This window comes from Halomonas sp. B23F22_3, from assembly GCF_043496965.1.
In the GTDB taxonomy this organism is placed as follows: Bacteria; Pseudomonadota; Gammaproteobacteria; order Pseudomonadales; family Halomonadaceae; genus Halomonas.
The window spans coordinates 37,120-63,520 of the sequence record NZ_JBIEKG010000006.1 but is presented as its reverse complement, the minus strand read 5'-3'; the positions used below and the strand labels follow the sequence as shown (position 1 = coordinate 63,520).

General features: G+C 66.6%; 29 protein-coding genes. 13 read left to right on the top strand and 16 right to left on the bottom strand.

Translation table 11 applies throughout. The features are described from left to right. Positions 1-24: 24 nt before the first annotated feature. Positions 25-639 carry a DUF938 domain-containing protein gene (locus ACGTNG_RS14685; RefSeq protein ID WP_394797271.1) on the top strand — a complete coding sequence of 205 codons (615 nt, stop codon included), beginning with the start codon at positions 25-27 and terminating at the stop codon, positions 637-639. Here the strand turns inward: ACGTNG_RS14685 and ACGTNG_RS14680 are convergent. The 8 genes from ACGTNG_RS14680 to ACGTNG_RS14645 form a co-directional block, all read right to left on the bottom strand. Further along, complete coding sequence (locus ACGTNG_RS14680) at positions 636-1,457, bottom strand: prolipoprotein diacylglyceryl transferase family protein (RefSeq protein WP_394797270.1); 822 nt, start codon at positions 1,455-1,457, stop codon at positions 636-638. The genes ACGTNG_RS14685 and ACGTNG_RS14680 overlap by 4 nt on opposite strands. 104 nt (positions 1,458-1,561) lie before the next feature. Next, positions 1,562-1,750, bottom strand: coding sequence for a hypothetical protein (locus ACGTNG_RS14675; RefSeq protein ID WP_394797269.1), 189 nt, complete (start codon positions 1,748-1,750; stop codon positions 1,562-1,564). A gap of 37 nt (positions 1,751-1,787) precedes the next feature. Further along, positions 1,788-3,047, bottom strand: a complete 1,260-nt coding sequence (locus ACGTNG_RS14670) for a TRAP transporter large permease (protein WP_394797268.1) — start codon at positions 3,045-3,047, stop codon at positions 1,788-1,790. Continuing rightward, positions 3,044-3,589 carry a TRAP transporter small permease gene (locus ACGTNG_RS14665; RefSeq protein ID WP_394797267.1) on the bottom strand — a complete coding sequence of 182 codons (546 nt, stop codon included), beginning with the start codon at positions 3,587-3,589 and terminating at the stop codon, positions 3,044-3,046. The genes ACGTNG_RS14670 and ACGTNG_RS14665 overlap by 4 nt, the downstream gene beginning before the upstream one ends. A 21-nt stretch (positions 3,590-3,610) precedes the next feature. Continuing rightward, positions 3,611-4,606, bottom strand: coding sequence for a TRAP transporter substrate-binding protein (locus ACGTNG_RS14660; protein WP_394797266.1), 996 nt, complete (start codon positions 4,604-4,606; stop codon positions 3,611-3,613). Positions 4,607-4,666: 60 nt separating this feature from the next. Continuing rightward, complete coding sequence (nfo, locus tag ACGTNG_RS14655; protein ID WP_394797265.1) at positions 4,667-5,527, bottom strand: deoxyribonuclease IV; 861 nt, start codon at positions 5,525-5,527, stop codon at positions 4,667-4,669. 115 nt (positions 5,528-5,642) lie between these two features. Next, complete coding sequence (locus tag ACGTNG_RS14650; RefSeq protein WP_394797264.1) at positions 5,643-5,891, bottom strand: DUF2188 domain-containing protein; 249 nt, start codon at positions 5,889-5,891, stop codon at positions 5,643-5,645. 170 nt (positions 5,892-6,061) lie between these two features. Next, positions 6,062-6,310, bottom strand: coding sequence for a hypothetical protein (locus tag ACGTNG_RS14645; RefSeq protein WP_394797263.1), 249 nt, complete (start codon positions 6,308-6,310; stop codon positions 6,062-6,064). 180 nt (positions 6,311-6,490) lie between these two features. On the opposite strand from ACGTNG_RS14645, the gene ACGTNG_RS14640 reads away from it, so the two are divergent. After that, positions 6,491-7,453, top strand: a complete 963-nt coding sequence (locus ACGTNG_RS14640) for a GlxA family transcriptional regulator (RefSeq protein WP_394797262.1) — start codon at positions 6,491-6,493, stop codon at positions 7,451-7,453. Positions 7,454-7,703: 250 nt separating this feature from the next. Next, the gene (locus ACGTNG_RS14635) at positions 7,704-7,997 is read left to right on the top strand and encodes a hypothetical protein (RefSeq protein WP_394797261.1); all 294 of its coding nucleotides are present in this window, start codon (positions 7,704-7,706) and stop codon (positions 7,995-7,997) included. Positions 7,998-8,219: 222 nt separating this feature from the next. Here ACGTNG_RS14635 and ACGTNG_RS14630 read toward each other — a convergent pair whose 3' ends face one another. Beyond that, positions 8,220-9,401 (bottom strand): MFS transporter, encoded by a 1,182-nt coding sequence (locus ACGTNG_RS14630; protein WP_394797260.1) that lies wholly within the window; start codon positions 9,399-9,401, stop codon positions 8,220-8,222. Between the two features lie 132 nt (positions 9,402-9,533). On the opposite strand from ACGTNG_RS14630, the gene ACGTNG_RS14625 reads away from it, so the two are divergent. Further along, positions 9,534-10,427 (top strand): LysR substrate-binding domain-containing protein, encoded by an 894-nt coding sequence (locus tag ACGTNG_RS14625; protein WP_394797259.1) that lies wholly within the window; start codon positions 9,534-9,536, stop codon positions 10,425-10,427. 31 nt (positions 10,428-10,458) lie between these two features. On the opposite strand, the gene ACGTNG_RS14620 is transcribed toward ACGTNG_RS14625, so the two are convergent. Then, complete coding sequence (locus ACGTNG_RS14620; RefSeq protein WP_394797258.1) at positions 10,459-11,343, bottom strand: LysR family transcriptional regulator; 885 nt, start codon at positions 11,341-11,343, stop codon at positions 10,459-10,461. Between the two features lie 105 nt (positions 11,344-11,448). On the opposite strand from ACGTNG_RS14620, the gene ACGTNG_RS14615 reads away from it, so the two are divergent. The 9 genes from ACGTNG_RS14615 (at position 11,449) to ACGTNG_RS14575 (ending at position 20,017) form a co-directional block, all read left to right on the top strand. Next, positions 11,449-12,330: a HalD/BesD family halogenase gene (locus ACGTNG_RS14615; protein WP_394797257.1), complete on the top strand. Its 882-nt coding sequence runs from the start codon at positions 11,449-11,451 to the stop codon at positions 12,328-12,330. A gap of 78 nt (positions 12,331-12,408) precedes the next feature. After that, positions 12,409-13,692: a M24 family metallopeptidase gene (locus ACGTNG_RS14610; RefSeq protein ID WP_394797256.1), complete on the top strand. Its 1,284-nt coding sequence runs from the start codon at positions 12,409-12,411 to the stop codon at positions 13,690-13,692. 216 nt (positions 13,693-13,908) lie between these two features. Beyond that, complete coding sequence (locus ACGTNG_RS14605) at positions 13,909-15,396, top strand: CoA-acylating methylmalonate-semialdehyde dehydrogenase (RefSeq protein ID WP_394797255.1); 1,488 nt, start codon at positions 13,909-13,911, stop codon at positions 15,394-15,396. 159 nt (positions 15,397-15,555) lie between these two features. Beyond that, the gene (locus tag ACGTNG_RS14600) at positions 15,556-15,972 is read left to right on the top strand and encodes a VOC family protein (protein ID WP_394797254.1); all 417 of its coding nucleotides are present in this window, start codon (positions 15,556-15,558) and stop codon (positions 15,970-15,972) included. A 451-nt stretch (positions 15,973-16,423) separates the two neighbouring features. Then, positions 16,424-17,320 carry a M23 family metallopeptidase gene (locus tag ACGTNG_RS14595; protein WP_394797253.1) on the top strand — a complete coding sequence of 299 codons (897 nt, stop codon included), beginning with the start codon at positions 16,424-16,426 and terminating at the stop codon, positions 17,318-17,320. Between the two features lie 108 nt (positions 17,321-17,428). Further along, positions 17,429-17,842 (top strand): hypothetical protein, encoded by a 414-nt coding sequence (locus ACGTNG_RS14590; protein ID WP_394797252.1) that lies wholly within the window; start codon positions 17,429-17,431, stop codon positions 17,840-17,842. A gap of 88 nt (positions 17,843-17,930) precedes the next feature. Further along, a complete protein-coding gene (locus ACGTNG_RS14585) occupies positions 17,931-18,824 on the top strand; it encodes a dihydrodipicolinate synthase family protein (protein WP_394797251.1) in 894 nt (297 codons plus the stop codon). Between the two features lie 242 nt (positions 18,825-19,066). Further along, a complete protein-coding gene (locus tag ACGTNG_RS14580) occupies positions 19,067-19,348 on the top strand; it encodes a hypothetical protein (RefSeq protein WP_394797250.1) in 282 nt (93 codons plus the stop codon). Positions 19,349-19,540: 192 nt separating this feature from the next. Next, on the top strand, positions 19,541-20,017 hold the full coding sequence (locus ACGTNG_RS14575; RefSeq protein WP_394797249.1) for a YbhB/YbcL family Raf kinase inhibitor-like protein: 477 nt from the start codon (positions 19,541-19,543) through the stop codon (positions 20,015-20,017). Between the two features lie 88 nt (positions 20,018-20,105). Here ACGTNG_RS14575 and ACGTNG_RS14570 read toward each other — a convergent pair whose 3' ends face one another. The 6 genes from ACGTNG_RS14570 to ACGTNG_RS14545 all read right to left on the bottom strand — a co-directional run bounded on the left by ACGTNG_RS14570 (position 20,106) and on the right by ACGTNG_RS14545 (position 26,397). Continuing rightward, entirely contained in the window at positions 20,106-21,569 is a 1,464-nt protein-coding gene (locus tag ACGTNG_RS14570; protein WP_394797248.1) for an alanine/glycine:cation symporter family protein, read from the bottom strand. Between the two features lie 395 nt (positions 21,570-21,964). Further along, positions 21,965-22,168, bottom strand: coding sequence for a putative motility protein (locus ACGTNG_RS14565; RefSeq protein ID WP_394797247.1), 204 nt, complete (start codon positions 22,166-22,168; stop codon positions 21,965-21,967). A 90-nt stretch (positions 22,169-22,258) separates the two neighbouring features. After that, positions 22,259-23,101, bottom strand: coding sequence for a nitrilase-related carbon-nitrogen hydrolase (locus ACGTNG_RS14560; protein ID WP_394797246.1), 843 nt, complete (start codon positions 23,099-23,101; stop codon positions 22,259-22,261). A gap of 102 nt (positions 23,102-23,203) precedes the next feature. After that, positions 23,204-24,538, bottom strand: coding sequence for an MmgE/PrpD family protein (locus ACGTNG_RS14555; RefSeq protein ID WP_394797245.1), 1,335 nt, complete (start codon positions 24,536-24,538; stop codon positions 23,204-23,206). A 113-nt stretch (positions 24,539-24,651) separates the two neighbouring features. Next, positions 24,652-25,533 (bottom strand): glycine betaine ABC transporter substrate-binding protein, encoded by an 882-nt coding sequence (locus ACGTNG_RS14550; RefSeq protein ID WP_394797244.1) that lies wholly within the window; start codon positions 25,531-25,533, stop codon positions 24,652-24,654. Between the two features lie 132 nt (positions 25,534-25,665). Further along, a complete protein-coding gene (locus tag ACGTNG_RS14545; protein ID WP_394797243.1) occupies positions 25,666-26,397 on the bottom strand; it encodes an ABC transporter permease in 732 nt (243 codons plus the stop codon). Positions 26,398-26,401 lie beyond the last annotated feature (4 nt).

The window sequence follows — 26,401 nt, the reverse complement described above, 5'->3', positions numbered from 1 at the left end:
CCACCGCGCGATCAGGAGAATGGCATGAACGATGAGCGACTCCAGAGCCCCGCCGCGGCGCGCAATCGCCAGCCGGTCCTCGAGGTGCTGAAGGCGGTGCTGCCAGAGCGCGCTCGGGTGCTGGAGGTGGCCAGCGGCAGTGGCGAGCATGCCGTGCACTTCGCCGGCGCGATGCCGGGCTGGCGCTGGCAGCCCAGCGACCCCAACCCCCATGCGCGCCGCTCGATCGCGGCCTGGCGCGCACATGCAGGCCTGGCCAACCTGCTCCCGCCCCTGGCGCTGGACGTGACCGCGCTCTGCCCGGACGAGCCCGTCGATGCCGTCGTGGCCATCAACCTGCTGCATATCGCGCCCTGGGCGGTCGGCGAGGCGCTGCTCGACTGCGCCGGACGACGACTGCCCGCGGGCGGCGTGCTCTTCCTCTACGGCCCCTTCAAGCGCGACGGCCAGCACACGGCACCCAGCAACGCCGCCTTCGATGCCGACCTGCGTGAGCGCGACCCGCGTTTCGGCATCCGCGACCTGCAAGCGGTCGTCGAGGCGGCCGCGGCGCGCGAGCTCCTGCTCGAGCGGGTGGTGGAGATGCCCGCCAACAACCTGAGCCTGGTCTTTCGCCGGCTCGACGCCCAAGGCGCCTAGTAAAGCTCGTCCAGGGCGCGGTTGAGGGTGGCCCGGGAGAGCTCGCCGAAGTGGGTGTCGAGCAGCTGGCCGTCGGCGTCGTAGAAGAGGGTGGTCGGCATGACCCTGGCCCCGACTCGTTCGCCGAACGCCAGCTCTGGGTCGATCAGCAGGTGATCGAGGTCCAGCGACTGGTGCTCCAGGAAGCGCTGGACCTGCGCCGGGTCCTCTCCCTGATCGAGAAACACGAAGGTGATCTCCGGGGTCGCCTCTTGAGCGTCGGCGAGCACCGGCATCTCGCGGCGGCAGGGCGGGCACCAGGTCGCCCAGAGGTTGACCACCATGGGCCGCTCCTCGGCGGCCTGCAGCGTCGGCAGGACGAGGGATTCACCGCTCAGGGTGATGAGCTCGGTATCGGGCATCGGGCGGCTCTGTGCGGCCATCAGGCCAAGGCTGCCGGCGCTTACGCCCCAGGTCAGCAGCCCCGCGGCCAGGGCCCCGCCGAGGGCCTTGCGCTGCTCGGGATGCCGCCACAGGCGCCACCCCGCATAGGCGCCGCCGGCTACCAGGGCGCCGATCGCATCGAAGCCCCCGTCGCGGATGTCGAGCATCTGGAGCGGGCCGGCATAGTCCTCGAGGTAGCGCGCCACGAAGACCAGCCGCGCGCCGGTGAGCATCACCAGGGCGAGCGTCGACAGGCTGTCGCCGATGCGCAGGCGCTGGCGTCGTCCCAGCAGTTGTCCGGTCACGAGGGCGACTACCAGGGAGAAAGCGATCAGCAGCTGTCCCAGGCTCAGGCCCAGCGGTCCGAGGGCCACGCTCTGGTCGAGGAGATTCATGGCGAGTCACGTCGTCGGGGAGTGTGCGCTCAGCATGCCTGCTCATGGTTAGCCGCGTATTAAGTGCCGCTTCCTGTCTCTCCCCGGTCTTTCGCGTCGTTTCCTCACTCCGGTAGCTCGCCCGGCACGCGGTAGCGCACGCCCTGGGTCTCGCGCTCCTGGCGGGTGGTGGTCTCGTCCTCGGCGGGCACGCCCCACACGGTCTCCCGGCGGCCGTCCTCCCAGGTGTAGGTGGTGCAGCCGGCGAGCAGGCCGAGGGCGAGGGCGGCGGTCACGATGAGCATTCGAGGCATCACGGGGTTCTCCTTGGCGCGAGGCGTGCCGGCTCTTCTAGCCGGAGAGGCCGAGCAGTATCGGGACGTAGACCACCAGCAGCAGCACCGCGACCAGCCCCAGCAGGTAGGGAATGATCGCGCGGGTGATGCGCTCCAGCGGCAGCTGGGTGACCGAGGAGGCCACGTAGAGGTTGATCGCCACCGGCGGGGTGATCATGCCGATGGCCAGCCCCACCACGATGATCAGGCCGAAGTGGATCGGGTCGATGCCGAGCTGGGTGACCAGCGGCAGCAGCACCGGGGTGAGGATGATCAGGGCGCTGGCGGTCTCGATGAACACCCCGGTGAGCAGGATCACCGCGACCACCAGCAGCATGATCACGTACGGATCGGTGGAGATCGACAGCACCGCCTGGGCGATGGCGCCGGGCACCTGCCAGCTGGAGAGCGTCCAGCTGAGCACCGCCGAGGTCGCGATCACCAGCATGATCACCGAGGTGGTGATCGCCGAGCGGATCAGGATGCGGTAGACGTCCTTGATGCCGAGGTCGCGATAGACGAACAGCGAGACCATCAGCGCGTAGTTGACCGCCACCACCGCGGCCTCGCTGGGGGTGAAGATGCCGGAGAAGATGCCGCCGAGGATGATCACCGGCGTGGCGAGCCCCCAGCTGGCACTCTTCAGGGTCCGCCAGATGGTCGCCAGAGAGAAAGTCGTGCCGCGGGGATACTGGCGGCGGTAGGCCTGGACGATGGCGATGGTGGCCAGGCCCAGCCCCATGGCGAGGCCGGGCAGGAAGCCGCTGAGAAAGAGCTGGGAGACCGACTGCTGGGCGATCACCGCATAGATGATCATCGGCACCGAGGGGGGAATCACCACGCCGATGGTGCCGCTGGCGGCGATCAGGCTGGCCGCCGAGGCGGGCTCGTAGCCCTTCTTGCGTAGCTCCGGCACCAGGCTCGAGCCCACCGCGGCGGTGGTCGCGGCCCCGGAACCGGAGATGGCGGCGAAGAACATGCCGGCCAGCACCGAGACGATGGAGAGTCCGCCCTTGAGGAAGCCGAACAGCGCGTCGGCGAAGTCGACCAGCTTCTCGCTGACCTTGCCCTGGGCCATCAGGTCGCCGGCCAGGATGAACATGGGCACCGCCACCAGGGCGAAGGAGTTGATGCCCTGGAACATCTGCTGGGTGACCACCATCAGCGGCACGCCCTGGGCCTGCAGGGCCAGCAGGGTACTCGCGCCGATCGCCAGGGCGACCGGCACGCCGAGCAGCATGAAGAGAAAGAACAGCACGAAGAGCAGGGCGGTCATGCCGGAGGGTCCTCGGGGGAGTGAGGTGCGGCATCATCGTCGGCGTCGCCGTCGACGTTGCCGGTCGTGATCAGGCCGATCAGGTCGACGAAGGCGTACCAGGCCATCAGCGCGGCGCACAGCGGCATCACGGCATAGACCCAGGTCATGGAGAGGCGCAGCGAGGCCGACTTCTGGAAGCTCTGCACCTGCATGTACTCCCAGCCGATGATCACCAGGGCGATCATGAAGCCGAGTACCACCAGCACCGCGACGATGCGGGCGAGCCGCGCGAGCCGGCCGGGCAGGGCGTCGACCAGGAAGGTCACGGCGATATGGCGGCCACGCTGGAAGGCCAGCGTGGCCCCGAGGAAGGTGATCCAGACCAGCAGGAAACGGGCCACCTCCTCGGTCCAGCCCACCGCCTGGAAGAACACCCGCGAGATGATCTGCAGCGTGATCACCCCGATCAACGCCGCCATGCCCGCGAAGACCACGGGACGAAGGGCGGCGTCGATGAGGCGCTCGATGCGGTGCAGGGTCGTCAGGGCGGCGGTTAGCACGGACAGGGACCTACGAGACACTTACTTCAGCGCCTCCTGAATGCGCGGCAGGTAGTCGCCGAACTGTTCGCCGTACTGCTCGTAGACCGACGCCACGGCCTCCTGGAAGGCCGCGATATCCGGCTCCTCGACGATCTGCATGCCGGCCTCGCGCAGCGCCGCCAGCTGTTCGGCGGCCATCTCGCCATTGACGCGCCGCTCGTGCTCGGCGGCCTCCTGGGCGGCCTCTACCAGCACCGCCTGGGCCGCCTCGGGCAGCTGGCTCCAGGCCGGCATGCCCATGACGAAGATCGCCGGGGCATAGGTGTGGCGCGACAGGGTCATGTGGTCCTGGGTCTCGTAGAGCTTGAACGAGTGGATCACGTTGACCGGGTTCTCCTGGCCGTCGATGGTGCCCTGCTGCATCGCGGTCAGCGCCTCGGTCCAGGCCATGGGAATGGCGTTGGCGCCCAGCTCCCGGAAGGTGTCGACGTAGACCGGGTTCTCCATGACGCGGATGCGCAGCCCGTCGAGGTCCGCGGGCGAGGTGACGGCACGCTCGCTGTTGGTCAGGTTACGAAAGCCGCGCTCGGCGTAGGCCAGCCCCTTGAGGTTGACCTCGGAGAGCTTGGCGAGCAGCTCCTGGCCGATCGGGCCGTCCAGCACCTCATAGGCGGCGTCCGGGGAGGGGAAGAGGAAGGGCAGCTCGAAGACCGCCATCTCCTCGACGAAGTTGGCCACCGGGCCGTTGGTGATGACGCCCATGTCCACGGCGCCGATCTGCATCGCCTCGAGCAGCGTGCGCTCGTCGCCCAGGGTGGCGTTGGGATAGAGCTCGATGTCCACCTTGCCCGCGGTGCGCTCCTCGACCAGCTCCTCGAACTTCTCGGCGGCGATGTGGAAGCCATCCTGCTCGTTGACCACATGCGCCAGGCGCAGGGTGATCGGGTCCATGTCGTCGAATTCGGCGGCGTGGGCGCCGGCGGTCATGGCCAGCGAGACGGCGAGTGCCAGCGTCGTGCGTGCAAAACCTTTCATTATCGTTTTTCCTTGGTGTGTCAATCGCTTGCTGAGCATGCCCGAGGCCACTGCCGGGGGTCAACTGGCGCGCTCGCGGCTCGCCTGCTGGCCGCGCAGCCAGGCGATCTCCTCGGCCCAGATCGAGGGGTCGATGGTCTCGAGGATCATCGGGATGCCGTCGATGCGCGGCTCGCGCATCAGGGTGGTGAAGGCCGTCAGGCCGATGTTGCCCTGGCCGAGGCTATGGTGGCGATCCACCCGGCTGGCGAACTCGCTCTTGGCATCGTTCAGGTGCATGCCGCGCAGGTAGCCAAGCCCCACCACGTGGTCGAGCTCGTCGAGGGTGGCGGTGCAGGCCTCTTCGGTACGCAGGTCGTAGCCGGCCGCGAAGGCGTGGCAGGTATCGATGCACACCCCGACGCGGCCCTTGTCGTCCACCTGCTCGATGATCTCGGCCAGCTGCTCGAAGCGCCAGCCGAGGTTGCTGCCCTGGCCCGCGGTGTTCTCGATCACCGCGGTGATGCCCCGGGTCTCGGCGAGCACCAGGTTGATCGACTCGGCGATGCGGGCGAGGCAGTCGCCCTCGCTGATCTTTCTCAGGTGGCTGCCGGGATGGAAATTGAGCAGCGAGAGCCCGAGCTGCTCGCAGCGGCGAAACTCCTCGAGGAAGGCGGCGCGCGACTTGGCGAGTCCCTCGGCCTCCGGATGGCCCAGGTTGATCAGGTAGCTGTCGTGGGGAAGGATCTGGCCGGGGCCGAAGCCGTGGGCGTCGCAGGCCGCGCGAAAGGCCTCGATGGTCTCGTCGGCCAGCGGCTTGGCCTGCCACTGGCGCTGGTTCTTGGTGAACAGGGCGAAGGCGTCGGCGCCGATCGCCACGGCCCGTTCGACCGCCTTGTCGACTCCGCCCGCCGCGCTGACGTGAGCGCCGAGATAGTTCATGGGTGTTCCCCTCACCGGTTAGATCAGTGACGCATGATGAAGGGGAGTCTACCTCAGTGCTACCTAGCGGGGGATGGGCGGAGGGCCAGGCGCTGGACGTTCGGCTAGCGGCGCGTCAGCGATCGCCGTTCGAGGTCTTCCGGCGTGCCTTCGGAGGATCGGAGGCGGCATCGTCGGAGGCGGTCCTGGAACCGTCCTCGTGATGGATGATCAGCACGGTCTGCTGGTTGAAGCTGACGCGTCTTCCGTAGGCCTCGGCGGCCTTCTTGGTGGCGAAATGACGGCTCGCGCGCTGCGCGCCGTGGCGATGCACGCTCCAGCCCCCCTCGGGGTTGGGTATGACGTGATGGGTCGATGAAGGCATGACTCTCGTCCCTCCTGTGCGGTGGGCGCTGTCGAGATGACACAACCTTCAGTATAGCGTTTCACGCGACCGCGAGTGATCCCGGAGGAAGGGCGCGAGAGGGTCGAACTGGCTCGGGCGCGGCATGCGCTTTGCCGCCGGCGTCGTTCCCCGCGCGCACCCGGTGTCGCTCACACGAACTCGGAATCCTGCGTGCGGACGGTGAGGGACTCTTCCTCGCCGGGGACCGTCACGGCGAACTCTCCACCGCCCAGGTGGGTGACCGCGTGGCCCTCGCGGGTGCGAAAGGAGGGCAGGCCACTACCGGCCGCGCCGGCATGCTGCAGATCGGAGAGATCGCGGACGCTGACGAACATGTCGATGAAGTATTCGTTGCCGGCCTCATCGAAGGCCAGGATGGTTTTCTCGTGGTCGGACACGGTGACGCCTCGCATCGGGAGTTCTGGCGTTCAGTCTAGCCGCCCGGCGGCTCGCGATGCGAGGGGGGAGGCGCGCTTCGTGATCACCTGTCTCACAGCGGGTATCCTCGTCGCCGTGGACACGCATATCGGTCGCGCGCCCTGTTGTCACAGGGGCCTGATCGTTCGAAAGGAGTCGCCATGCGTCTGGACTACCATGGGCTGCTGCCCGAAGCCGTCGGCTTCCTGCTGCTGCCTCGCTTCTCGATGATGGCCTTCTTCTCGGCCGTCGAGCCGCTGCGCATCGCCAATCGGATCGCAGCGCGACCGCTGTTCGACTGGCAGCTGATCAGCGAGCACGGCGGGCCGGTCACGGCCTCCAATGGCATGACGCTGCTCGCCGATCGCGCCATCGGCGAGGTGCATCACCTGCCGTCGCTGGCGGTGTGCAGCGGCTTCGGCCCGGAGGACACCCTGAGTCGCCCGCTGATGGCCTGGCTGCATCGCCTGGATCAGGCCGGCTGCGTGCTCGGCGGCCTCGATACCGGGTGCTTCCTGCTGGCCGAGGCGGGCCTGCTCGCGGGCGAGCGGGTCACGCTGCACTGGGAGAGCCTGCCGGCCTTCCAGGAGCGCTTCCCGGCCATCGAGACCTCCGACGAGCTCTTCGAGCTCGGCAAGCGGCGCTTCTCCTGCGCCGGCGGCACCGCGGCCATGGACATGGTGCTGGAGGTGATCGCCCGCCGGCACGGCTCGCGCCTGGCCATCGACGTCTCGGAGCAGCTGATCCACGAGCGCATTCGCACCCGGCGCGACCAGCAGCGCATGTCGCTGGCCCGGCGTCTGGGGGTGCACCATCGTCGTCTGGTCGAGGCGGTGGCGCTGATGGAGCGCCACCTCGAGACGCCGCTGTCGCTCGCCGAAGTGGCCCGTCGCAGCGGGGTCTCGCTTCGCCAGCTGCAGCGCCTCTTCGAGCAGCATATCGATAGCTCCCCCCGGGCGTGGTACCTGAAGCTGCGCCTCGAGCGTGCCCGCCATCTGCTCGTGGAGACGGACATGGAGGTGCTCTCGGTGGGACTGGCCTGCGGCTTTACCTCCGGCTCCAGCTTCGCCCGCGCCTTCAAGGCGTACTTCGGCGTCTCGCCGCGGGTGGCGCGCCGCCAGTAGCCACGCGCCTCTTCGCCTTCGATCTACTCGCCGGCTCAGGCACTGCCGCAGGGTGTCAGGAACTCACGCCGTCGGAAGGATGTCTCGACTGGTACGCACAGATAACTCCTCCAGGATCGAGGGGTTGCGTTATGTCTAATGTTTGAATAGTTTGTGTACAGCATTTATACAAGAGATCGAGTGTACTGACTTGCTCTTCACCGCAAGTGCTATTCACCAGACGTGCCATCCACTGAATGAGAGGTTCACCATGAAACGCATCGTGACCACTGCTTCAGCCCTGACACTGATGATGATGTTCTCGGGTGCCGCCCTGGCGGATCACCACAATGAAGAGATGACCGACCCGACCGGTGTCGATTCCGCCAACGAGGTCACCGAGGGGACGACCCCCGATGACGGCATGCTGAAAGATGATGCGGTCGTCGAAGAGGGCGGCGTCGATAGCGCCAACGAGGTCGAGGCAGAGACGCCGGATGACGCGTCGCTCGAGGATGACGAGGTCGCGCCCGACAGCGGCGTGGATGCGGCCAGCCAGGAGTAATGCCCCGGCTAGCCTGCGCTGATCATTGCCCCCGGCATCGCCGGGGGTTTTTGTTTGTCACGGCCGCTCGGCGGTGCTCGGATCTCGTCCCGCCTCGAGGCTATCGGAGGCGGGACGACAGCGTATCGAGTCGTCGATGAGGCGCGGGGCCTGTTGACCCGGCAAGCGAGGGAGGGCCTGCCCAGCACCGGTGCCGGCTTCGGGCAGACGGGAAGCTCGGGCTCAGGCGTGGACGGTGGCGGCCTGGCTGCGACGGTCCATGGCGCCCGACAGGCGGGTCAGGACCAGGGCGAGCATGACGATACCGGCGCCGATCCAGGCCGTATCGGTCAGCGCCATGCCGTCGACGACGTGGCCTCCGACGACCGAACCCAAGGCGATGCCGATATTGAAGGCGGCGATGTTGAGACCGGAGGCGACGTCGACCGCTTGGGGCACGAAACGCTCGGCCTGTTGCACCACGTAGACCTGCAGGCCCGGCACGTTACCGAAGGCGAAGGCGCCCCAGACCAGCACGGTCAATACGGCGGCAAGTGGGTGGTTAGCCGAGATCGAGAGCACCAGCAGGATGGCGACAAGGCCCGTGAAGATCAGGGTCAGGGCCCGGATCGCGCCCATGCGGTCGGCGAGCTTGCCACCATAGATGTTGCCGACGGCGACCGAGGCACCGTAGACCAGCATGATCAGGCTGACGGCGTTGTTGCCGAACCCGCTGACGTCCTGAAGGATCGGTACCAGGTAGGTGAAGGCGGTAAAGGTGCCACCGTAGCCGAGGATAGTGATCAGATAGACCAGCAGCAGGCGCGGATGGGTCAGTACCTTGAACTGCTGTCCGAGCGTCGCCGGTACGGCCTGCTTGAGGTTGCTTGGGACCAGCAAGGCGCTGCCGATCAGAGCCACGGCCCCCAGCGCGGAGACCACCAGGAAGGTGGCGCGCCAGCCGAAGTTCTGGCCGATCCAGGTGCCCAGCGGTACGCCGGTCACCAGAGCCACGGTCAGGCCGGTAAACATGAGCGCGATGGCACTGGCTTCCTTGTCCCTGCTGACCAGGCTGGTGGCGATGGTCGAGCCGATGGAGAAGAACACGCCATGGGCCAGGCCGGTCAGAATGCGGGCCGTGATCAGTGAGCCATAACCCGGGGCTTGCCAGGCCAGCAGGTTGCCGGCGATGAACAGGGCCATCAGGCCGAGCAGCACCAGCTTGCGATTCAATCGTCCGGTGAGGGCGGTCAGCACCGGGGCCCCAATCGCGACGCCGGTCGCGTAGAGGCTGACCAACAGGCCTGCCGAGGGCAGCGAGACGCCCAGATCCTGGGCAATGGTGGGCACCAGTCCGACGATAACGAATTCGGTGGTGCCGATGGCAAAGGCACTGAGCATCAGTGCGTACAATGCGATGGGCATGGCGTGGCTCCTTTGGTGAGCGTTCGAGGGATGTGAACGCTGCGGAGTCTGCGCCCGCTGGTTTATGCGATAAATGGGGATAAAATCAAAACACCTTTACGTTTATGGCAATAATCGGCCGGAGGGAGGGGGATGCAGAGTCGGACCGAAGATCTGGAACTGCTGCTGGCGGTGGTGGACAGCGGGGGGTTCAGTGCTGCAGCGCGCCTGCTGGACGTGCCGGTGGCCAAGGTGTCGCGCGCGGTCCAGCGCCTGGAACGGCAGCTCCGTACGCCGCTACTCAACCGCACCACGCGGAGTGTGACCCTGACCACTGAGGGTCGTGCGTTCGTCGAACGCATACGGGAAGGCCTTGCCGTGCTGGCCAAGGCCGAGGAGCAGACCCGATTGAGTCGTGAACGCCCCAGCGGCCCCCTGCGTGTCGATGCTGCCACCCCCTTTGTCCTGCACCAGCTGGTGCCGCTGATTGGCGACTTTCACGAGCAGTATCCGGGTATCGAGCTCGAGCTAGCGGCCTCTGACGACATCATCAACCTGCTCGAGCAGCGCACGGACGTGGCCATTCGCATCGGGGAGCTGGCGAACTCCACCCTGCACGCACGGCACCTGGGCCGATCCCCGTTGCGAGTGGTGGCCAGTCCGCACTACCTGGAGCGCTTCGGCGTCCCGACTGGTCCTGCGGCCCTGCACGAGCATCGACTACTGGGGTTTCTCAATGCGGAAAACCTCAATCGTTGGCCGCTGGACGGGCTGTCTCAGCGGGGTGCCAACATATCTCCCCGGTTGAGAACCACAAGCGGCGAGGTGATGCGCCAGCTGTGTCTGTCCGGTGAGGGCATCGCCTGCCTCTCCCGGTTCATGATCCAGGACGATCTGGACAAGGGGCGACTGATCAGCCTGATGGCCGATCGCGTCATCAGCCCCCATCCACGAGAACAGATCCAGGCGGTGTACTATCGCAACACGACACTTTCGGCGCGCATTGGCGCTTTTCTCGATCACATCGCGCCGCGGCTTCGTCTGTAACCGCAAGCACCATCAGCGTCTGTTGCCTTCCTCAGCCTTCGCCCGTCACGTACTCGAGCGACTCCAGCGAGTCGGTGCCGGTGACGATCGCCTCCAGCTCGTCGCAGAAGGCGGTGAAGGCGTCGCTGGTGGCGCCCGGCGTGCGGTGCAGTTCGATCTCGACGTACCCCAGAGGCGGCAGGCCCTCGTCGTCGCCGACGATGCGACAGCCCTCGGGAATGCTGCGCGGCGTCTTCACCGTGGCCGCGAGCCCGGCCTGGACCGGCAGGTTGATGCCGGTGGGCGACTGGCTGGCGTAGCGCACGTCCCAGCGGCGCTCCGAGGCCCCCAGTGCCGCGAAGGCATGGGCGCGAAAGGTGCAGCCCTCGGGGTTCAGCGCCAGCGGCAGAGTCTCCCAGTCGTCGATCGATCGGCCCTCGGCCACCACCCAGACCATCTGCTCGCGCCCCAGCAGCCGGCCGGTGTGGGTGGGGCCGTGGCGCACCACCAGGGCGGCGTCGAGCAATCCCTCCTGGAAGTCGTTGACCAGTGAGCCGCTGATGCCACACATCACCTCCAGGCGCACCTCGGGGAAGCGGGCGGCGAAGCGCGGCAGCAGCTCCGGCAGGTAGGTGCTGGCCTGCTCCTCCGAGGTGCCGAGGCGAATCAGCTCGCCCTGGCGGTCCAGCCCCATCACCTGGCGCGCCTCGTCCTGCAGCTTGAGGATATGGCGCGCGTAGGGCAGCAGGCGTCCCCCCGGTGTGGTCAGCACCACGCTACGGCTGGTGCGCTCGAAGAGCATTTCGCCCATTTGATCCTCGAGGCGCTTGATCTGCAGGCTGACCGCCGACTGGGTGCGGTGGAGTACCTTGCCGGCGGCGCTGAAGCCTTCGCACTCGGCCACCGTGACGAAGGCGCGAAGCAGGTCGGTGTCCATGATCTATGAGCCTTTGCAATGCGTTTTATCTGAACCATTCATTTCTATTATTAAACTCGGCTGATTACCCTGTCCAGACGTTATGATTTAGGCAGGAGATTCGCCATGCAAGACACCCTCATTCAGGAAGACGACGCTTCACTTCACGGCTTGATCGATCTGGAGCGCTACCCGATCCACCAGCTCGACAGCGAGCGCGGCCGCGAGATGATCGCCGAGTGCCGCCGCCAGCTTGGCCATGATGGCTGCGTGGTGCTCAAGGGCTTCGTACCGGATGAGGCGCTGGCGCGTCTGGAGCGTGAGACCGAGCGGCTCTCGCCGGAGGCGCATTACAACCAGACCGAGACCAATCCCTACAACAGCGCCGGCGACCCGAGCCTGCCGGACAGCCACCCCAAGAACCGCTTCGACGACCGTACCAACGGCTTCGTCGCCGGCGACCGTATCGATGACGACACCATCATCCGTCGGGTCTACCAGCACGAGGGCTTCCAGCGCTTCATCGCCAGCGTGGTGGAGCAGGAGGAGATCCACCCCTACGCCGATCCGCTGGCGGGGCTCGTCATCAACGTGCTGCGCGAGGGTTGCCAGCATCCGTGGCACTACGACACCAACGAATTCATCGTCACCATGATGACCCGCCAGTCCCACGGCGGCGGACGCTTCGAGTACGCCCCCGGCATCCGCAGCCCCGAGGGCGAGAACTTCGACGAGGTCGAACGGGTGATCGACGGCGACCGCTCGCGGCTCAAGTCGCTGGACCTTCAGCCCGGCGACCTGCAGGTCTTCTTCGGCCGCTACTCGCTGCACCGGGTCACCCCGGTGGAGGGCGACAAGGAGCGCCACACGGTGATCTTTGCCTACGCCAAGGAGCCCGGCTTCATCGGCCGCCCCGAGCGCGCCCAGCGCATCTTCGGGCGCATGGCCCCCGTCCACGAGCGCCTGCTCGAGGAAGGGATGGAGCGCAGTGACAGCCTGGCCGATTGACCTCGGCGCTCGCGGCGCCGCTTACCCGGCGCCGCTTGAGACAGCCCCCCACGCGAGCCCCACAAGAGAGACCCTGACATGAGCATCGTCGATTTCGAGAAGTTGACCGACCACGAGCCGGACCAGATCCCGGTGATCCCCTCGGCCCCCATGGCCAACGGCGACAGCATCCCCACCGCCTTCGACCCGGTGCAGCTGCGCGCCGGACGCCTGTCGCGCCTGCGCGCCATGATGGACGAGCAGGGCTACGCCGCGGTGGTGCTGTTCGACCCCTACAACCAGCGCTACGCCACCGGCTCGCGCAACATGTTCGGCTACTTCCTGCGCAACTCCACGCGCTACATCTACGTGCCGCTCGACGGCCCGGTGATCCTCTTCGAGTACCCGGGCAGCGCCCACGTCTCGACCTGGCTCGAGACCATCGACGAGGCGCGCACCTCCAAGGTGGTGTGGTCGGCGGTCAACCAGCGCGACAACATGTCCTCCGACCCCTTCGGCATCGAGATCGCCGAGCTGATGGAGGAGCACGGCCGCGGCAACAAGAAGATCGGTCTGGATCGCTGCGCCCTGAACCTGGCGCGCTCGCTGGAGGCCCAGGGGCTCGAGGTGTTCGACTGCATGCAGGACACCCTGCACTGCCGGCGCATCAAGACCCCGGAAGAGATCGCCTGCCTGGCCCAGTCCATGGCCGGCGCCGAGGCCGCCGTGGCCGAGGTAGAGGCCGCCATCAAGCCGGGCGTCACCGAGAACGATCTGTTCGCCACCATGTACGGCAACATCATCAAGCAGGGCGGCGAGTTCATCGAGACGCGCCTGCTCTCGTCGGGCCCGCGCACCAATCCCTGGTTCAACGAGGCGAGCGACCGGGTGATCCGCCCCGGCGAGCTGGTGGCGCTGGACACCGACACCATCGGCTGTCACGGCTACTACTCCGACTTCTCGCGCACCTTCCACGTCGGCCCGGGCAAGCCGAGCGCCTACCAGAAGAGCCTCTACCGCATGGCCTTTGATCAGGTGCACCACAACATGGGCATCCTCAAGCCGGGCATGAGCTACCGCGAGATCGCCGAGAGCGCCTGGAAGATTCCCGAGCGCTTCCTCGATCGCCGCTACCCGTCGATCATCCACGGCGTGGGCATGCACGGCGAGACGCCGCTGGTCGCCCACCACATGGACTTCGACCGCTTCTCCAAGGACGGCATCCTCGAGCCCGGCATGGTGGTCTCCGTGGAGAGCTACATCGGCGAGGTCGGCGCCGCCGACGGCGTCAAGCTGGAGGAGGAGGTGCTGGTCACCGAGACCGGCATCGAGAAGCTCTCGCGCTACCCGTTCGACGAGGCGCTGCTCGACCGGGAGGTCTGACAGCTCCTGCCCGGCTCGATGAGCGCCGGGGACAAGGCGAAGCGAGGGTCTTTTGCCATGGATGGCAAAAGTAGTGCCCAGGGAAGGGTTTACAGCGCCCTCGCGATGGTCCGGCACTCCGGGGCTTGTTGCCGGCACAGCTCATCGGTTCCGTGATGAAATACGTTCCAGGAAGACGCCTGCGTGCGTCTTCCCGCTCAATTCAAGAGAGACCCCATGACAGACGTGAACCACTGGATCGCCGGCGACCGCGTGGCCGGCGAGCGCAGGATCGACGTGTTCAACCCGGCGAGCGGCGAGGCGATCCGCCGTGTCGCCCTGGGCGACGTGGCCACCGTGGAGCGCGCCATCGCCGCCGCCCGCGAGGCCCAGCCGGCCTGGCGCGATCTGCCGCCGGCCAAGCGCGCCCAGGTGATGTTCCGCTTCAAGATGCTGCTCGAGCGCGACGCCGACGAGATCTGCCAACTGGTCGCCGAGGAGCACGGCAAGGTGCTCGAGGACGCCATGGGCGAGCTCAAGCGCGGCATCGAGAACGTCGAGTACGCCTGCGGCGTGCCGGAGCTGCTCAAGGGCGAGTACTCCCACAACGCCGGCCCGGGCATCGATACCTGGTCCAACCACCAGCCGTTGGGCATCGTCGCCGGCATCACGCCGTTCAACTTCCCGGCCATGGTGCCGCTGTGGATGTACCCCATGGCGATCGCCTGCGGCAACGCCTTCATCCTCAAGCCCTCCGAGCAGGTGCCCTCGGCCGCCATCAAGATGGCCGAGCTGCTCGACGAGGCGGGCCTGCCGCGGGGCATCTTCAACGTGGTGCACGGTGACCGCGAGGCCGTCGAGGCGCTGATCGACGCCCCCGACGTCAAGGCGCTCTCCTTCGTCGGCTCCACCCCGGTGGCCAAGTCGATCTATCGCCGCGGCGCCGAGAATGGCAAGCGCGTGCAGGCCCTGGGCGGGGCCAAGAACCACGCCGTGGTGCTGCCCGACGCCGACCTCGACAACGCCGCCAGCACCCTGATCGGCGCCGCCTACGGCAGCGCCGGCGAGCGCTGCATGGCGATCTCCGTGGCCGTCTGCGTCGGCGACGACACCGCCGACGCCCTGGTCGGCAAGCTTGCCGCCGAGGCGCGCACCCTGAAGATCGGCCCCGGCACTGAGCGCGGCCTCGACATGGGCGCGCTGGTCAACGCCGCGCATCGCGACAAGGTCGCCGGCTACATCGAGCAGGGCGCCGCCGCCGGGGCGGAGCTCGTGGTCGATGGCCGCAGCCACCCGCTGGTCGAGCAGTCGCCAGGCTACTTCCTCGGCGCCACCCTGTTCGACCGGGTGACCCCGGAGATGGGCATCTATCGCGACGAGATCTTCGGCCCGGTGCTCTGCGTGGTGCGCGTCGACACCTATGAGGAGGCCATCGCGCTGATCAACGCCCACCAGTACGGCAACGGCACCTGCGTGTTTACCCGCGACGGCGAGGCCGCGCGCCGCTTCGCCGATGCCATCGAGGTGGGCATGGTCGGCATCAACGTACCGCTGCCCGTGCCGGTGGCCTTCCACAGCTTCGGCGGCTGGAAGGAGTCGCTGTTCGGCGACCTGCACGCCTACGGCCCCGATGCGGTGCGCTTCTATACTCGCCGCAAGGCCGTCTCCCAGCGCTGGCCCGAGCGCAGCGCTCAGGAGAGCGCGCAGTTCAGCTTCCCCTCCTGAGGTAGCCAATCGGCCGATAGCGGCCGAGCTCCACGCCCGCCCCGGTACGCCGGGGCGGGCGTTTTTGTGCCCCATCACCAGGCCCGACTTGTGCCGCTTGGCCAGGCCGACCACGCTGAAAGCGTGATGTGTCGGGTCACGGTGAGGGGGGAAGACCGCATGAATCCAAGAATCAGCATGATCACCCTCGGCGTCGTTGACCTGGCCCGCTCGATCCGCTTCTACGAGCAGGGCCTGGGCCTGCCGCGCATGGACTCGCCTCCCGAGGTGGCCTTCTTTCCGCTCAACGGCAGCTGGCTGGGCCTGTACGGCCGCGAGGCACTCGCCGAGGATGCCGGCGTGCCGGCCGAAGGCAGCGGCTTTCGCGGGGTAGCCCTGGCTCATAACCTGGGCTCCGAGGCGGAAGTCGACGCCCTCATCGCCCAGGCGGTGGCCGCGGGCGCCACCCTGGTCAAGCCCGCGCAGCCGGTCTTCTGGGGCGGCTATTCCGGCTACTTCGCCGACCCCGACGGTCACCTGTGGGAGGTGGCCTTCAACCCCTTCTGCTGGATCGGGCCGAGTGATGGTGTCGCTTAGGCCCATCGCCCGCACGCCGTCAGCCTTTTAAATGAAGCGCCATGTAAATCGATGCGAAAGCACGCTAGATTAGGCAGCACTTAAGCATTGATTTCCCCCAGGGAAGGGGCGTGATCCACACCAGATCACGGCTGCCAGGAGGGTGGTGCCCGCTAAGGCCTCACCCGGCGGTAGCGTGGGGAGGCTTGTGCCGAGCGATGCTCGCAGGGGCTCGGTCAGCTATAGCCCATAACGCCCATTACGTGAAAGACCACTGGTTCATCCATCCTTGTTATGCAGCGTGCGCGATGATTGGAGGGAGGATGTGGCCTAATACTTGTTAATCCAACTGAGATTCAATGGGTTATCCAGAGTTCGGTCGACAGGATGGTGTTCTTATACGCGCGTGCAGGTGCAAGTTGATTTGCGAGCGTGAGGTGTGATCAGTGTTATGCATTTCTGAGCCAAGATCATGAGTAAAAATCTTCCCGTTTTATTCGGGCTTTACCCAGTGCTTCTGTCCGGAATTGCTCTAATATGGCTGCTCCGTCTTCGGGATCGCAGTTGGCCGAATTGGGCAGTGTGGGTATTGGCATGCGGCAGCATCATTGCCTTCGTTTTTATGACGGGGCCTTGGGTCTTCACGAGCTATTACTTGCGGTATATTCTTACAGCGCTATTCGCCTTGACCGCCGTTTTCTCATATTGCCGAATGAAGTGCGGTAGTCCTTATTCTCGAAGGCATGATAACCGAATCTCGGTTGCCTCTGTATTGATTTTTCTTCTTTTTGCGCTGCTGAACACCTTGGCCATTGCGTCGTATTATCCCTCTGGTAAAACGCTTGACGCAACATTCCCACTTCGATCAGGCGCCTATTACGTGCTACAAGGCGGCGCCAGTATAGTGACGAACCCTTTTCACGCGCTGGCCGGCAACAAGCTGGCCATAGACATCGTTAAGCTCAGCTTGCTCGGTAATCAGGCAGACAATTTGGCCCCGCGAGTGTTGAGTAACTACCAAATATTTGGAGAGAAACTCTATAGTCCGTGCCAGGGGGCTATTTTAAAGGTTCGCGACAGCTTGCCGGATAACCCCCCAGGAAACCCCGATACAAATCACCCGGAAGGCAATTACATTGTGCTGCAGTGTCTGATGGGGGACATATTAATGGCTCACCTGAGGAGAGGCAGCATTGAGGTAGCGCCAGGGGACACCGTGGCCACGGGACAGCTTTTGGCTGAAATTGGAAATTCAGGAAATACACTTGAGCCGCACCTGCATATTGAGGCAAGGAATGACGGAAAACCTATATGGCTTATTTTTAACGGACGGTCTTTGTCGATTAATAGCCTGATAACGAGAAAGTGAAAATGCATAACAATGCCATCAAGTAGGACAGTAAAAAGCGTCACTCCCTTGTTGTTTCACTTTTTTCTTCCGGTTATCCCAAACGTTAAAAAAAGCAAAGGAGAACCCATGGGCCTGATAATGCTTCCCCTTTTGGCGGCGTGGCTGGCGGGCGCCGGCTATGCCGTCTTCCTGTGGTATTCGCTATGGACCGTCGGCAAGCCGCTGCTCTATGTCTCCGCCTTGATGATTGTTGGCGTGCTGCTGGCGCTGGTCTACGCCCGCGTCGGCCTGGCAGGCTTCAAGGCCCGCGAGGAGGTCTGGGCCTTCGAGATCCCCATGCACTTCCTGCTGAATAAAACCGCCATCGCGATGTTTGTGCTGGCGGTCGCGTTCTCCTTCCTGGCGCGCCACATGGCGGACGTCCCCCAGGCGACGGCCGTCTGCTTCGTCGTGGCCTTCGCGCTCTCGATCGGCACGGTGGCGGCGAGCCTCTATGCGGAGACCTTCGTGCGCCACCACGACATTCGCGTGACCTACTGACGACCCAATGGCATTGGACGAGGCGGGCGGCCCGATGCCGTCTCGCTCGCGCCGCGACCCTGATTTCATCTCAACGGGAGCTACTCGCATGTTTACCGGCCTCAGCGCCTTTCCCCTGACCCCGATGAACGAGCAAGGCCTGGACGAGGCGGCCTTCGTGCGCCTGATCGAGCGGCTGGTCGCCGCCAGGGTCGACGCCATCGGCGTGCTGGGTTCCACCGGCAACTACGCCTACCTGACCCGGGCCGAGCGGGCGCGGGTGGTTCGGCTTGCGGTGGAACACGCCGGCGAGGTGCCGGTGATGGCGGGCATCGGCGCGTTGCGCACCCGCGAGGTGCTTGCGCTGGCCGACGATGCCCAGGCCGCCGGCGCGCGCGGGGTGCTGCTGGCGCCGGTGTCGTACCAGAAGCTCAGGGACGATGAGGTGTTCGGGCTCTACGAGACGGTCACCCGGGCGCTCTCGGTGCCGCTCTGCGTCTACGATAACCCCGGCACCACGCGGTTTTCGTTCAGCGATGACCTGCATGGCGAGATCGCAAGACTCCCCAACGTCGCCTCGATCAAGATTCCCGGCGTGCCGGCAAATCCCTCGGAGGCGCGAGCACGGGTGGAGCGGCTTCGCGCGCGGTTGCCCGGCCACGTCACACTCGGCGTCAGCGGCGATGCCTTCGGCGCCACCGGCCTCAATGCCGGCTGCGAGGCCTGGTACTCGGTGATCGGTGGGCTCTTTCCCGCAGAGGCGCTGGCGATCACCCGCGCGGCCCAGGCGGGGCACGCCGAGGAGGCGGCGCGGCTCTCGGCACGCTTGCAGCCGCTGTGGTCGCTGTTCGCCGAGCAGGGCGGCAGTTTGCGGGTGATCGCGGCCGCCGCGGAGCTCTCGGGGCTCGTCGAGGCGCCGTGCCTGCCGCTGCCATTAGAGGCGCTCGGTGGCGAGGGGCGCCGGCGCCTCGCGGCGCTGATCGACGAGCTGTGTCTCGCCTGAGGCCTTGTCCCCGGGAGGCCGCCGTGCCGTCCTGATGCTTTTCGATGACGTTTTCCATGCCGCTCGCCGATTCGAGGCCGAGGCGACGGCGGGGGCGGCGGCCTATTCTTGGGCTAGCCATGACGACGGCGGCGCCTGGATGCCCCCCGGCCTGCCGGCATCGGCCGGCACGGTCGGATACCTTACGGCGTCGCCGTCGGGACGTGGCGTTCGCGTCATACGCGTCATAGGAGTGACAAGCGATGGCTACGCTGATCGTGTTTCACGAGGTCGAGGATGGCGAGCACTGGGCCAAGGCCTGGCGGGAGGGGCCGGGCAGCCGCCACGAGATGTTCGCCCGGATCGGGGTCTCCGCCCGCACCTTCAAGAACCCCGAGCATCCGAACTCGGTGGGGCTGATCCTCGAGGTGCCGGACATGGAGCGCTTCCAGGCCTTCATGGCCTCCGACGAGGCCCGGCAAGCCATGGAGGAGGATCGGTTGAAGGTCGATACCCTGCGGATGCTAGGCGAGTTCACGCCTTGATCCGCCCCGGCCGGGTGCAGCTCGAAGAGGGCTGGAGCGAAAGAGTCCGGGGGATATGGGCGCCAGGGTGCCTGGAGTTTGGTCGCCCGGGTTGAATCCGTCGCCTTCGACCATCATGCAGTGAGTAGAGCGTCGTGGCCTTGCCATGACGCTCGACCGTTTATCCGACACGTCGACAGAGGAGGTTGCCCTATGGCCTTTGCACCCTCGAGCATGCAGCTCACCAGCACTGCGTTTGCCCACCACGAGGCGATTCCCACCCGCCACACCGGGGAGGGGGAGAACGTGTCGCCGGCGCTCGCCTGGCGCGACGCCCCCGAGGGCACGAAGGGCTTCGCGGTGATCTGCCACGACCCGGATGCCCCGCTGGTGCAAAACGGCAGCTACGGCTTCGTGCACTGGCTGCTCTACAACCTGCCGGCCGAGGTCACCGCGCTCGACGAGGCCACCACGGTGGGCACCCCCGGCGTCAACGACACCGGCAGCCTCGGCTACGGCGGGCCCATGCCCCCGGAGGGCCACGGCGTGCACCTCTACTACTTCTGGGTGCTGGCGCTGGATACGGCCACCGAGCTGCCCGAGGGGCTGAGCCTGCCGGAGCTGCTGGAGAAGCTCGAGCCGCACCTGCTGGGCATGAACCGCCTGGTCGGCAGCTATCGCCGCGACTGATCGCGCCGCGATCGCGACACGCCCGTCACCCCAACGAAAACGCCACGGCTCTGCCGTGGCGTTTTTCGTTTGCGGTGGGGAAAGCGCGTCAGTCGCGCTTGCCGCTACCCGGCCAGGCCTTACGGTCGACCTTGTCGGCCAGCTTCGGGAACCGGTCGGGGTCGAAGCTCGGCTCCTGGCCGGCCTTGAGCTGGCGCTCGTAGTCGCGGAACAGCGCGAAGGCGATCGGCGAGAGCAGCAGGATGGCCACGAGGTTGATCAGTGCCATCAGGCCCATGGAGAGGTCGGCGAAGCTCCAGATCGGCGTGAGGCTCGCCACCGCGCCGATCATCACCATGGCGAGTACCGCCAGGCGATAGATCAGGATCGCCAGCGCCGCGCGCTTGGGACCGGCCAGGTACTCGATGTTGGACTCGCCGTAGGAGTAGTTGGCAATCACCGAGGTGAAGGCGAACAGCAGGATCGCGATGGCGATGAACTGGCCGCCCCAGTCACCGACCTGCTGGGAGAGGGCGATCTGGGTCAGCTGGATGCCGTTGGCCTCATCGCTCGCCAGAAGCTCCGGGCCGGCCATGATGATGATCGCGGCGGTGGCGGTGCAGATCACCAGGGTGTCGAGGAAGACGCCGAGCATCTGCACGAAGCCCTGGGCGGCCGGATGGTTCGGGTGCGTGGAGGCGGTGGCGGCCGCGTTCGGCGCCGAGCCCATGCCCGCCTCATTGGAGAAGAGGCCACGCTTGATGCCGTTCATGATTGCCTGGGCCACGGCGTAGCCCATGGCGCCGCCGGCGGCCTGCTCGAGGCCGAAGGCGCTCTTGATGATGGTCATCAGCGCCGCGGGCAGCTCGGCGGCGTTGAGCAGCACCACCACCACGGCCAGCAGCAGGTAGAGCACCGCCATCAGCGGCACCACGAGCTCGGCGACCCGGGCGATGGACTTGAGGCCGCCGAAGATGATCGGTGCGACCACCACGACCAGCGCCACGCCGACGCTCCAGGTGGGTAGGGCGAAGGCTTCCTGCATGGCTTGGGCGATGGAGTTGGACTGCACGCTGTTGAAGGCAAGGCCGAAGGCGATGATCAGGCAGACCGAGAAGGCCACCGCCAGCCAGCGCGAGCCGAGGCCGCGCTCGATGTAGCGGGCCGGGCCGCCGCGGAAGGTGCGGTCGCCGTGGTCGACCTTGTAGGCCTGTGCCAGGGTCGACTCGACGAAGCTGGTGGCCATGCCGACCAACGCCGTCATCCACATCCAGAAGATGGCGCCGGGGCCGCCGAAGTAGATGGCGACGGCCACGCCCGCCAGGTTGCCGGTGCCGACCCGGGCCGCCAGGCTCGTCGAGAGCGCCTGGAAGGAGGAGATGCCGCCGTCCGCCTCCCGGGAGTGGCGCAGCAGCTTGAACATGTGCCCGAAGTAGCGGAACTGGATGCCGCGGGTCATGACGGTGAAGTAGAGGCCGGCGCCGATCAGCAGGTAGATCAGCAGGCTGCCCCAGATCAGGCCGTTACCGGCGGCCACGAGGTCCGTGAAGAACGAGGGGAGGGTGAGGTCCATGGTGTCGTGATTGCCCGTATGCGCGATGAATTCGGGGCGTCATTCTTCATGATTAAGAATAAATGGCAAGGATCACTGAAAATATCGTCATTCGCGTGGAGATATTCCGTCGATCATCGGGAAATAGCAGGTTATTGCTGCCCAAGGATCGGTCGATATCCAGGGATTCCCAAGGCCAGCGCGTGTTCACGTTCGAGGGAGGCCTGTTGCCGCGTGTGGAGTGATGCCGGGCGAGACTGCGCGGGAGGCCGCAGGGAGAGGACGAGCGAAAAGGCGCCGCGAGACGGGCGAACGTGATGCCGGGGCGGCGGGAGGAGTGAGGTGAGATGCCGGGCGCGCTCGAGACGAGCGAGCCTGGCATGATTCGCGCCGCCGGGCGGCGGCGCGAGGGACGCTCAGGCGTAGGTATTGATCTGGGTGCCGACGCTGCCTTCGTTGGCAAGCTGCGGGCTGATGGCGGCCGAATCGAGCAGCGCCGTGACTTGCTGCTGCTGGTTGTCCAGGGCCTCCTTGAAGATCTTCATCTGGGCCTGCTGGGCGGTCTGCGCCTGCGACAGTGCCTGGGACTGGGCGACGACGTTGTTGACCGAGGTATCCATTCGACATTCCTGTATGAGCGGGTTCCGCTACTACGCTAGCAGTTTCCCTCGCCGGTCGAAAGCCGTCCTAAGCCGGCCGCATCGCTCGGCTCAGCGGTAGCCGGCCATCAGGTCGCGCACCAGCGGCGTGTCGGCGTCGCGATGGGTGGGCAGCTCGAAGCGGGCGCGGGCGATGGCGGTGCGCGAGAGCGTCGCCTCGATCAGCATCTCCCGATCCTCGGCCTGGGCCAGGATCTCGCCGCGCGGGCCGAGGATGCGCGAACCGCCCCAGAAGTGGCTCTCGCCCTCGGGGCCGTAGCGGTTGGCCATGATCACCGGGGTGCCGTAGGTCATGGCGTAGAAGTGCAGGTTGACCGACCAGTTCTGCTCGTTGGAGAAGTCCTCGCTGACGATGCCCGAGGCCGAGTTGATCGGCGCGCAGAGCACCGCGGGCCGTGCCAGCAGGGCGGCATGCACGAGCCCCGGGTTCCAGAGGTCGGCACAGATCAGCGAGGTCGCCGACCAGCCCGGCTGCACGGTGCCCTGGGTGAACTCGCTGCCGTGGGTGAAGAGCTTGCCTTCCTCCAGGCCGCCGTAGGTGGGCAGGTTGAGCTTGCGATGCACCGCCTGCAGTTCGCCGTGCTGGAGGATCGCCAGGGCGTTGTAGTACTCGCCGGGGCTCGCCTCCTCGACGAAGCCGACCACCGTCTGCATCTCGCCGGCCTCCTGGGCGAGGTTGGTCAACCGCGGGTCGTGGGCGGGACAGGCCAGCTCGATCACCTGGTTGCCGAGGCTGTAGCCGGTCAGCGAGAGTTCCGGGAACACCAGCAACTCCAGTCCCGCCTGGCGGGCCTGGGCGATCATCTCGCGGTGACGCTCGAGGTTGGCATCGACATCGCCCAGGGCGGCGTTGATCTGGGCGGCGCCGACACGCAGGTGGTCCTGATAGTGCATGGTCGAGTCTCGCTATGGCGGGGTTAGGGGATCAGCCGGGGCCTGTCGGCCACCGGGCGGGCAAGGGGACGGCGCGGATCATCGCACCCGGCCGTCGGTGCTTCAAGGTGCGCCCAGCAGGGCCAGCAGCTCGCTTGCCGGGCGTGTCTCCAGGCTCATCACCACGTCGCGAAGCCTGGCCGCGCGCTCACCCAGCACGGGCTCGGCCAGCGCCCGATACTTGGCCAGCACCTCGGCATCGGTGAGCGGGCTGTCCGGGTTGCCGCGGGCCTCGAGGTCCGGGCTCTCGAGGACCTCACCACTGTCGAGATGCAGACGAGCGCGGGCCCAACGCTCGGCGGGGAAGCGGGCGTTGAAGGCGTCGTCCTCTCGGATCTCCACCTTGCCGGCCAGCGCCTTGAGGTCCGGGGCATCGAGCTCATCGCAGACGCCGGCGACATCCACGCTGCCGCGACCCAGCGCACAGGCCACCGACCAGGGCAGGCTGTACTGGGCCTGTTCGGTGGTCTCGGGATGCGTGACATGCAGGCGCTTGCCCTCATGGAAGGTGACGATCTCGATGCGGGAGATGCGCGCCGGATCGCGAATCTCCCCGGCCAGGGCAAGCACGGCCTCCACCGCCGGCTGGGCCCAGCGGCAGACCGGGTAGGCCTTGAAGTACTGCTCATGGACGTACCAGCGCGAGCCCAGATCGCGCCAGACGGCGGACGCCTGCGGCGCGGTCAAGGTCAGCGCCGGTGCACCGGTGAAGCCGTCCACGGCGAGCAGGGCCGCCGAGAGGCCGGTCATGGCGCCCCAGCCGGAGCCGTCCTTGAGCATCGTCGGATGATCGATGCAGCGCATCATCTGGCTGCGCGGCCCATAGAATTCGGCGATGCCGAGTGCATGATGCAGGGTCTCGGCATCGACACCGCGCAGGCGCGCCGCCACCGCGGCCACGCCCAGGGCATTCCAGGCACCCGAGGTATGGTAGTCCGGGCTCGTGGCATGCAGGGCGATGCCGGCCCGAGTGGCGATCTCGTAACCGACGACGAGAAGGGCCAGGAAGTCGCGCCCCGAGAGCGTGTCGATCTCCGGCAGCGCCAGCAGGCCCGGCAGCAGGGCCACGCCCGCATGGCCCTTGGTCAGCACCTGGCCGTCGTGGGCGTCCAGGGCATCGATCAGCCAGGCGCCGTGCAGGGCGACCCCGCTGGGCGAGGCGTGACCGGGAGCGAACAGCAGCGGACGCTCGCCACCGTGCTGGGTGGTCGCGAAGCGGGCGGCCTTGTCGGCAAGCGGGGTGCGGGTGGCGCCGGCGGCGACCCCCAGCAGGTCGAGCAGACAGCGTTTGGCTTGATGAAGATGGGCATCGTCGAGGGTCGAGAGATCGACCCGGTGCATCCATTCCAGCGGGCCAGCTTCGTGCGGGGTGGGCTCGAGGTGGGTGAACTCATTCATGGCGGTCGACTCGCGAGCGGGCGGGTGGAAACGGTGCTGACAGAGAGAAGGCCGCCCGCAGGCGGCCTTCGTGGCGATCAGGCGATGAGGACGAGCCTTGGCTCAAACGCCGATCACAGCAGGTCGTTCTCCTCGAGGAAGTTCTCGGCGACGCGCTCGATGGTCACCTTCTCGACGTCGACCTGGGCGTTGAGGTTGGACATCGTGGTGTCGTCGAGCAGGCCGGAGAGGGTGTTCATCTGCTCGGCGAGCTCGGGATTGGCCTCGAGGGTCTCCTCGCGCACCACCGGGGTCAGGGCGTAGGCCGGGAAGTAGTTCTGGTCGTCCTCGAGCACGCGGAAGTCGAAGGCCGGGATGCGTCCGTCGGTGGCGAACACCAGGCCGACCTCGACCTGGCCGTCGCGCAGCGCCTGGTAGACCAGACCGGAGTCCATGCGCTTGACGTCGCCGCGGCCGATGCGGAAGTCATAGGCCTGCTGCAGCGGGCGCCAGCCGTCCTCGCGGGCGTAGAACTCGGCGTTCAGGGCGAAGGTCAGCTCCTCTTCCTCGTTGACCGCCTGGGCGAGGTCGGAGAGGGACTCGATGCCGCGCTCCTCGGCGTCGTCCTCGCGCATGGCCAGGGCGTAGGTGTTGTTGGCCTCGGAGGGCTCGAGCCACACCAGACCCTTCTCGGCGTCGAGCTCCTTGACGCGCGAATAGGTCTCTTCCGGTGACAGGCGCTCGGTGACGTCGTTGTAGTTGATCAGCGAGGTGCCGGTGTACTCCCAGTAGAGATCGATCTGGCCGTTCTCCTGCGCCTGGCGCAGCACCGCGGAGCCCATGCCGGAGCGCTTCTCGACGTCGTAGCCCAGGGCGTCGAGGTACTGGCTGGTCATGCTGGCGAGGATCTGCTGTTCGGTGAAGTTCTTGCCGCCCACCACGATCTCGTTGGCCTGGGCGGTGGTCAGGCTGCCGGCCAGTGCGGCGCCGGTGAGCAGGGTCATCAGAGTCTTCATGGAGTCGCTCCTTGTTGTGATTGCCGGGTCGTTGCGTACCGGCCTCGTGGCCGGTCGTGATGAATCGTGTTGTCTCGATACGGCGATCTCGCTGCCGCACATCGCGATGTGTCGGGTACTGCGCCGGGCGGGTCAGGCCCGGCTCGGGTTCACGCCTCGCGGCACTAGCAGGAAGGCGGTGACGGCGATCAGCATGTCGACCACCACCGCCAGCAGGGCCGTGGGGATGGCGCCGGAGAGCATCATCACCGGATCGTAAAGATCGATGCCGGTGAAGATCAGCTCGCCGAGGCCCCCGGCACCGATCAAAAAGGCCAGCGGCACGGTGCCGACGTTGATGGCCAGCGCCGTGCGTATGCCGGCGAAGATCACGTAGAGCGCATTGGGCAGCTCGACCTTCAGCAGGCGCTGGGCGGGCGACATGCCGATGCCCGCGGCGGCCTCCATGAGGGCCGGCGAGACCCCCTTGAGGCCAGTGTAGGTGTTACGGGTGATCGGCAGCAGCGTCGCCACGAAGAGCCCGAACACGGCTGGCACGGTGCCGATGCCGAGGAAGCTCATCGACAGCGCCAGCACGGCCAGCGTCGGGATGGTGGTGCCCACGTTGAGCACCTGCATCGCGGACTCGGCGACCCGCGCCATGCTGGGGCGCGACAGCACGATGCCCAGCGGGATGGCGACGAGGATCGCCAGGCTGCCGGAGATGGCGGTCAGCCACAGGTGCTGCACCGCCAGGAACTGGATATCCGGCAGATAGAAGATGAAGTCGTCGATCACGCCGCTGGATTGGCTCCAGATCCCGGCCATGAAGACCGCCACGAGCACCAGCAGGCGCATGGCCCCGGAGAGGTTCAGCGTCGGCATGGGC

Bases quoted from the DNA above. Each gene is read 5' to 3' on its own strand.
- ACGTNG_RS14685 (WP_394797271.1), top strand. From the start codon at position 25: ATGAACGATGAGCGACTCCAGAGCCCCGCCGCGGCGCGCAATCGCCAG.
- ACGTNG_RS14680 (WP_394797270.1), bottom strand. From the start codon at position 1,457: ATGAATCTCCTCGACCAGAGCGTGGCCCTCGGACCGCTGGGCCTGAGC.
- ACGTNG_RS14675 (WP_394797269.1), bottom strand. From the start codon at position 1,750: ATGCCTCGAATGCTCATCGTGACCGCCGCCCTCGCCCTCGGCCTGCTC.
- ACGTNG_RS14670 (WP_394797268.1), bottom strand. From the start codon at position 3,047: ATGACCGCCCTGCTCTTCGTGCTGTTCTTTCTCTTCATGCTGCTCGGC.
- ACGTNG_RS14660 (WP_394797266.1), bottom strand. From the start codon at position 4,606: ATGAAAGGTTTTGCACGCACGACGCTGGCACTCGCCGTCTCGCTGGCC.
- nfo (WP_394797265.1), bottom strand. From the start codon at position 5,527: ATGAACTATCTCGGCGCTCACGTCAGCGCGGCGGGCGGAGTCGACAAG.
- ACGTNG_RS14650 (WP_394797264.1), bottom strand. From the start codon at position 5,891: ATGCCTTCATCGACCCATCACGTCATACCCAACCCCGAGGGGGGCTGG.
- ACGTNG_RS14640 (WP_394797262.1), top strand. From the start codon at position 6,491: ATGCGTCTGGACTACCATGGGCTGCTGCCCGAAGCCGTCGGCTTCCTG.
- ACGTNG_RS14635 (WP_394797261.1), top strand. From the start codon at position 7,704: ATGAAACGCATCGTGACCACTGCTTCAGCCCTGACACTGATGATGATG.
- ACGTNG_RS14630 (WP_394797260.1), bottom strand. From the start codon at position 9,401: ATGCCCATCGCATTGTACGCACTGATGCTCAGTGCCTTTGCCATCGGC.
- ACGTNG_RS14625 (WP_394797259.1), top strand. From the start codon at position 9,534: ATGCAGAGTCGGACCGAAGATCTGGAACTGCTGCTGGCGGTGGTGGAC.
- ACGTNG_RS14620 (WP_394797258.1), bottom strand. From the start codon at position 11,343: ATGGACACCGACCTGCTTCGCGCCTTCGTCACGGTGGCCGAGTGCGAA.
- ACGTNG_RS14615 (WP_394797257.1), top strand. From the start codon at position 11,449: ATGCAAGACACCCTCATTCAGGAAGACGACGCTTCACTTCACGGCTTG.
- ACGTNG_RS14610 (WP_394797256.1), top strand. From the start codon at position 12,409: ATGAGCATCGTCGATTTCGAGAAGTTGACCGACCACGAGCCGGACCAG.
- ACGTNG_RS14605 (WP_394797255.1), top strand. From the start codon at position 13,909: ATGACAGACGTGAACCACTGGATCGCCGGCGACCGCGTGGCCGGCGAG.
- ACGTNG_RS14600 (WP_394797254.1), top strand. From the start codon at position 15,556: ATGAATCCAAGAATCAGCATGATCACCCTCGGCGTCGTTGACCTGGCC.
- ACGTNG_RS14595 (WP_394797253.1), top strand. From the start codon at position 16,424: ATGAGTAAAAATCTTCCCGTTTTATTCGGGCTTTACCCAGTGCTTCTG.
- ACGTNG_RS14590 (WP_394797252.1), top strand. From the start codon at position 17,429: ATGGGCCTGATAATGCTTCCCCTTTTGGCGGCGTGGCTGGCGGGCGCC.
- ACGTNG_RS14585 (WP_394797251.1), top strand. From the start codon at position 17,931: ATGTTTACCGGCCTCAGCGCCTTTCCCCTGACCCCGATGAACGAGCAA.
- ACGTNG_RS14580 (WP_394797250.1), top strand. From the start codon at position 19,067: ATGGCTACGCTGATCGTGTTTCACGAGGTCGAGGATGGCGAGCACTGG.
- ACGTNG_RS14575 (WP_394797249.1), top strand. From the start codon at position 19,541: ATGGCCTTTGCACCCTCGAGCATGCAGCTCACCAGCACTGCGTTTGCC.
- ACGTNG_RS14570 (WP_394797248.1), bottom strand. From the start codon at position 21,569: ATGGACCTCACCCTCCCCTCGTTCTTCACGGACCTCGTGGCCGCCGGT.
- ACGTNG_RS14565 (WP_394797247.1), bottom strand. From the start codon at position 22,168: ATGGATACCTCGGTCAACAACGTCGTCGCCCAGTCCCAGGCACTGTCG.
- ACGTNG_RS14560 (WP_394797246.1), bottom strand. From the start codon at position 23,101: ATGCACTATCAGGACCACCTGCGTGTCGGCGCCGCCCAGATCAACGCC.
- ACGTNG_RS14555 (WP_394797245.1), bottom strand. From the start codon at position 24,538: ATGAATGAGTTCACCCACCTCGAGCCCACCCCGCACGAAGCTGGCCCG.
- ACGTNG_RS14550 (WP_394797244.1), bottom strand. From the start codon at position 25,533: ATGAAGACTCTGATGACCCTGCTCACCGGCGCCGCACTGGCCGGCAGC.
- ACGTNG_RS14545 (WP_394797243.1), bottom strand. From the start codon at position 26,397: ATGCCGACGCTGAACCTCTCCGGGGCCATGCGCCTGCTGGTGCTCGTG.